The 4,874-nt window shown below is 47.9% G+C and carries 2 protein-coding genes and 1 pseudogene; 2 read left to right on the top strand and 1 reads right to left on the bottom strand.

The genetic code is table 11. The features are described 5' to 3' along the window. Nucleotides 1-2,396: pseudogene (locus HMPREF2826_RS09045) on the bottom strand (hypothetical protein); the annotation flags it as partial. A gap of 500 nt (nt 2,397-2,896) precedes the next feature. Here HMPREF2826_RS09045 and HMPREF2826_RS03240 point away from each other — a divergent pair. Both HMPREF2826_RS03240 and HMPREF2826_RS03235 read left to right on the top strand, forming a co-directional pair. Next, nucleotides 2,897-3,415 carry a hypothetical protein gene (locus HMPREF2826_RS03240; protein ID WP_148138319.1) on the top strand — a complete coding sequence of 173 codons (519 nt, stop codon included), beginning with the start codon at nt 2,897-2,899 and terminating at the stop codon, nt 3,413-3,415. A 1,248-nt stretch (nt 3,416-4,663) separates the two neighbouring features. Further along, nucleotides 4,664-4,874: helix-turn-helix domain-containing protein (locus HMPREF2826_RS03235; RefSeq protein ID WP_148138318.1), on the top strand; the 211-nt coding region annotated here is incomplete at its 3' end.

Genomic DNA, 4,874 nt, shown 5'->3' with positions numbered 1-4,874 from the left:
TCGCCCTCTGCCGTGTCGCCCGCCTTGTAGGTGGTATCTACGGTGTAGTGATCACCCTTGTGGTAGCTGCCTGTATCTTTTGGAACAGCCTTTCCCTCCGGTGCCTCTCCATCCCAGTTATAGGTCACTGTGTACGTAGGGAGTTCATACACAACGGCTATTTCATGGTTTTTATCGAGATTCGTAAAGGTATAGCTACTTGAATACTGAGATATATCTACTTCCGCGCCATCAACGGTTACGCTCTTTAGCTTGTAACCATCCTTTGGTGCATAGTTTATGGTCTTGTTGTCTCCCTTATACGCATCACAGCTCGGATCAATGGTTCCGTTTGTTACGGATGTAGTGATTTTTAGCTTGACCCGGCCCTCCTTCCAAATTGCTGTGACTTGCGTATCTTTGTCAACCGTAATCTCAGTGCCTGGCGCTAGTTTTTTGCCATTCACTTCCCAAGTGTCAAATTCCTGATTTTCAGGGGCAGTGAAAGCATTACTCAAAATCTTGTATTTTGAGCCCTTGTTTAGCTTCTTGCCTTTCATTTCGCCGGTGCCGCCGTTACCGTTGTAGCTAACAGTGGCAGTTTCGAGAGTCTTGCTTGCCAGATCTGATTCAAGCTCTTCAGTGTCACCCTCAAGACCACCATTATCTTTTGCTTTTGCCGTAATGGTGTCGCCGACAGCTAAATCTTTAATCTCCAGGGTTACTACCCCAGTATTCGCATCGACCGTTGCGCCATCCGATGTCCACGTGGTCTTACCTGTAGCGTCTACGGTTCTCGTTGCGGTGACGGTTTTCTCCGCTCCCGATTCGTCCTTATACGTAATCGTGTAGGACGCCAAGTCGGTATCATCACCTGCGTTTTCATAGGCAGGCGGGGTAATAGTGACTTTTCCATCGTCGGTATTAACGGCAATCTTGGGAGAATCAGGTTTTAGATTCTTCACCAGATCTTTAGCAGGGAATTTAGTGACTTTGGCCCCATCGTTTACTTTATAGGTTCCATCAGGATTTTTTGCGTAAATCGGATTGCCGTTATTATCCCAATCAGCAACTTCCACATCATTAGGACTGATTATTGTAACGTTACCGTCTTTATCAAACTCGATAAACGCAGGATCGTCTATAAATCCAGTTCCATCGGGGAGTTTAGACTTACCATTTACCGTATTGGCATCTCGAATGGCTTTATCGATGGCTTTTTTATCGTCATCAGTTAGCTTTCTGGGATCTCTTACGGCGACTTTGGCGGGGGCTGTTATTACCGGCTCAGACTTCGCGCAAGAACGGAATTTATGTGGCTCTTTGACAATAATACCGAACTTTTTTCCGAGTTCTAAATCATCATCATTGATTGGGAAAGTAACTTTTGTGCCGTCAACGGATACTGCTTGAGACATCTCTCGCCATGTCGATTTGTCCACTATACATTTTCCACCTTCACAGAAACTATTGTCCTCGTTATCCGTGAAATTGTTGACAAAATAAAACTTCGTACCTGCGGCAACCTCTTTATCAAATGTAACGATAATCTGTCCATCTGTTACCTGGACTTTTTGTATTGTCGGAGCAGCAGATGTTTCCGTTACCGTTTTGATTTTTAGGTCCGGGGCTTCAATTTTCCCAGAGGTTGATTTATCGGTATAGGTCACTTCATAGTAGGCATGATCCGTGCCATCGATAGAAAATACAACGCTTTCAAAGTCATTCGCAATGTCCGGATTGGCGTTCTTCAGCATTTCAATAGCTTCTGCTTGCTCATCGTTATTTATCTGGTTGGAGTTCGTGTGTTCAATCCAGATTTCGCCGGCGGGCATCTTCAATTTGTCTTTATTCTCGAAGGCTTTTGATGGCTGAGCATTTGCGGTCACCACATCAGAGGTAGCGCCATCCAAAGTTTGATAGGCAGTGACGGTATCGCCTGCCGCAACAGTAACGCCGCCAGGTAGATTTACCGTCCAACTAGTTCCACTTTTAGGGGTAACGGAAACAGTGGCTTTTTCGTTACCGTTCTTATCTTTTAGGGTCACATATACAGTCGATCTTACAGTCTTGTTGCCAACTCTTTTTCGTTGTACATTAGCGCCAGAAATAGTTGTGGCATCGTAAAAGACTTTGCCAATGGTCGGTGCCGGTAAAGTTGATTGGCGCACTGGCTGATCAACAATCTCCGGCCCAAGCTCTAGACCATCGCCCTGTTCCTCGTTGGATTTGATATTTGATGGTTCTTCCTTTACAGGAGGGACAATTTGCGTTTCAGGCTGAGGCTCGTCTTGCGAGTTTTTGGCATACGTAATTGGTGCCCATGACATAAACGAAATCATCAGGGACATCAATACAAGCGAAAAACCTCTGATAACATTTTTATGCTTTTTTGTTTTCATAATTACCTTACCCAACTACGGTATAGCGTTGGATTTCCCTTTCTCTGACGTTTCCTATCAGTTTGATTAGTTCCAAATAATTTTTTACAAAGTATTGTAGATTTGTTTTCACCTTTGAGTATTATTCACGCCTTTCATTACGCATGAATACGTCATACAACTCTAGTGATCGATAGTCATACATTCAAATTATACACTCTCCACATCTCAATCGTGGACTCAATTTTATTTTTTATCAAAATAGGACACTTGATCTTTTGCCAGTTTGGCTCTTATTGCCATTTGGGACTGCGGTGGTTTTATCTCAAGGTGGGAAACTGTGCTGAAGTGGATGCCGTCAATCGGGCGTTGAACGACGGGGCGCGCATCAACAACCTGCGCATCAGGACCATCTGCGCAGACGAGAAGCATTTCGGGCAAGACAGGCCCGCGTGCCTTAATTGCACCCACGCGTTCAGGGGCAGGGTCAAAGGAAACTACTCGGGTTGGACCGACTAGAAAGGAACGATATGAAAATGGAACAATTCGAGGGAGTCTCCCTCCTCGGCCGAATCAGCTACGCGATTATGTGCGCGGAGAATTACCTTATAACCATCCATCCAGATCGCGACTGGCGCCCCCTCTTTAAGCTGCTCTGGTCCATCTGCGACGAAGGCACCTTCTGGGACGAATGGGCCAGCGAGGTTCTCGAAGTTTTGCCCGAGTACCTCTTTGAGTTTCCCACCTTCGAGCAATCCGATTTCGACCATCTTGATGAGACGACCTACAACACCATGAAATCACTGCTGAAGGATCACGACGCTGGGACGGATGCCTTGCTCGAGGGCATCCGAGATATGGAGGAAGCATACGCCTACACCGAGATTGACGGCATCGGTAAGGAAAGCCTGCGCATCCTCGAAGACATCATCGAAGTGCTGGAGAAGGCCGAAGTGCAGCTTCCGGATCCAAAGGAGGTAGCCTTCTCATCCTTCGAAGAGTGCAATGGCCGTGGCGACTCGTTTGACTTCCATTTCTTGTCGACAGTTTTGTAGCTTTGCCAAGCCAGGCGCATCACGGAAGCAATGCTTTTTGCGCTGAACTTGTACATGGTCGAAAGCCCAAGGATGTGTTGTCCGAAAGGGCTTAGAAGGGCTTTGAGAACCCCTCTGCCGAGCGCAGCCCAGCAGAGGGGTTTAGCATGCTTAGCTGGAAAAATGCGCCTTTCCGCTACTCCCACTCAATAGTTGCATAGCCCGTTTTCGTGTAGTCAGCGGGGCAGGTGAACTGGGACTTCTTCCACTCTCCTATCTTCAAAACCATGTAGTCGCCGTGTAGTCAGCAGTGACTACACGCTCTGTAGTCACCTGGGGAGAGTATTTTCACCCGATCGAAGAGTGACAGGCCTGACCTGCGGAAACGCAGTTCGATTGCGCGCAGCTGACTACATGGCCTGAAGTAGCGCCGACGGGGTGCGGCGCTCCCCGACCCGAGAGTGACAAATCCTGAGTGGAGAGTGACAGCGTTGATCTGGGTAAATGCTGCTTTAAGATCAGCTGGTGACTGCATCAGACATCGCAGGCAAAACAACCCATCTCCGAGTTGAATCTTGAGCGAGACGTTCGTTCACGCTGAAGATTCTTTCTTCCGGACGAAACAATAAGAGCAGAAAGCTTCTTGAACGCGGTCATCCCAATCTTGCGTCTCATAGCACGCATGTTGCCATGCTTTGCGGCGTGCTCGACGAACCAAGCCCGAATGCTGCCATGCGCGATTGCCGCTTTATCTTACTCATCAAGTTTTGAAAGGACGGAATCAATATGCTCATCGATTATCGCAGCCTCTTCATCGACCCCAAGATCGCAGAGGCGCACGCATAGACCGATACGAGAGAATACAACCTCAAGTTCATATCTTGCAGTTATCGAGCTTTTCAATTCGCTCGTCTTTTTCCTCTCCTTTTACAAGCAGCCTGCTGCGGGTCCGCGTGATTGCTCTTGGGCTGTCGAGAGGCTTCTTGAGACGCTCGATGCCTTCAGGGAGCGAAAGTATACCTATCAGGACTCCGATTTCTACCTGGAGCAGGTTTTGGATTCTGTTGCTAGTGAGATAATCCCTAGTGATTTCGCCAGGTTGGCTTTGAAGCAAATTTTACTGCGCTCGAATTGAATATGGAATCATGCTAGGCCGTGAAGCATTGGCAATGCGGTTACATATACGCATGTTAAGACCCGTTGCTTGCGGCAACGGGGTTGTGCGGCATATAAAAAGGACGGCGAACAGCTGGAAAGGAGGTCGTTCGTATGTTGAACGAGAACATCAAGGCTTTCAGGAAGGCAAAGGGCCTTTCGCAGGAAGAGCTCGCCATCAGGCTAAACGTCGTCCGTCAAACAGTATCCAAGTGGGAGCAGGGCAGGTCGGTGCCCGATGCCGACATGCTCATCGCTCTCTCGGAAACACTTGAAACTCCTGTGAGCGTTCTGCTTGGCGAAGCCGTCGTTGAGGAGGCCCCCG

This window comes from Olsenella sp. HMSC062G07, assembly GCF_001811895.1.
Classification (GTDB): domain Bacteria; phylum Actinomycetota; class Coriobacteriia; order Coriobacteriales; family Atopobiaceae; genus Olsenella_F; species Olsenella_F massiliensis.
The sequence above is the reverse complement of the archived record's forward strand: the minus strand, read 5'-3'. Positions and strand labels throughout refer to the sequence as shown.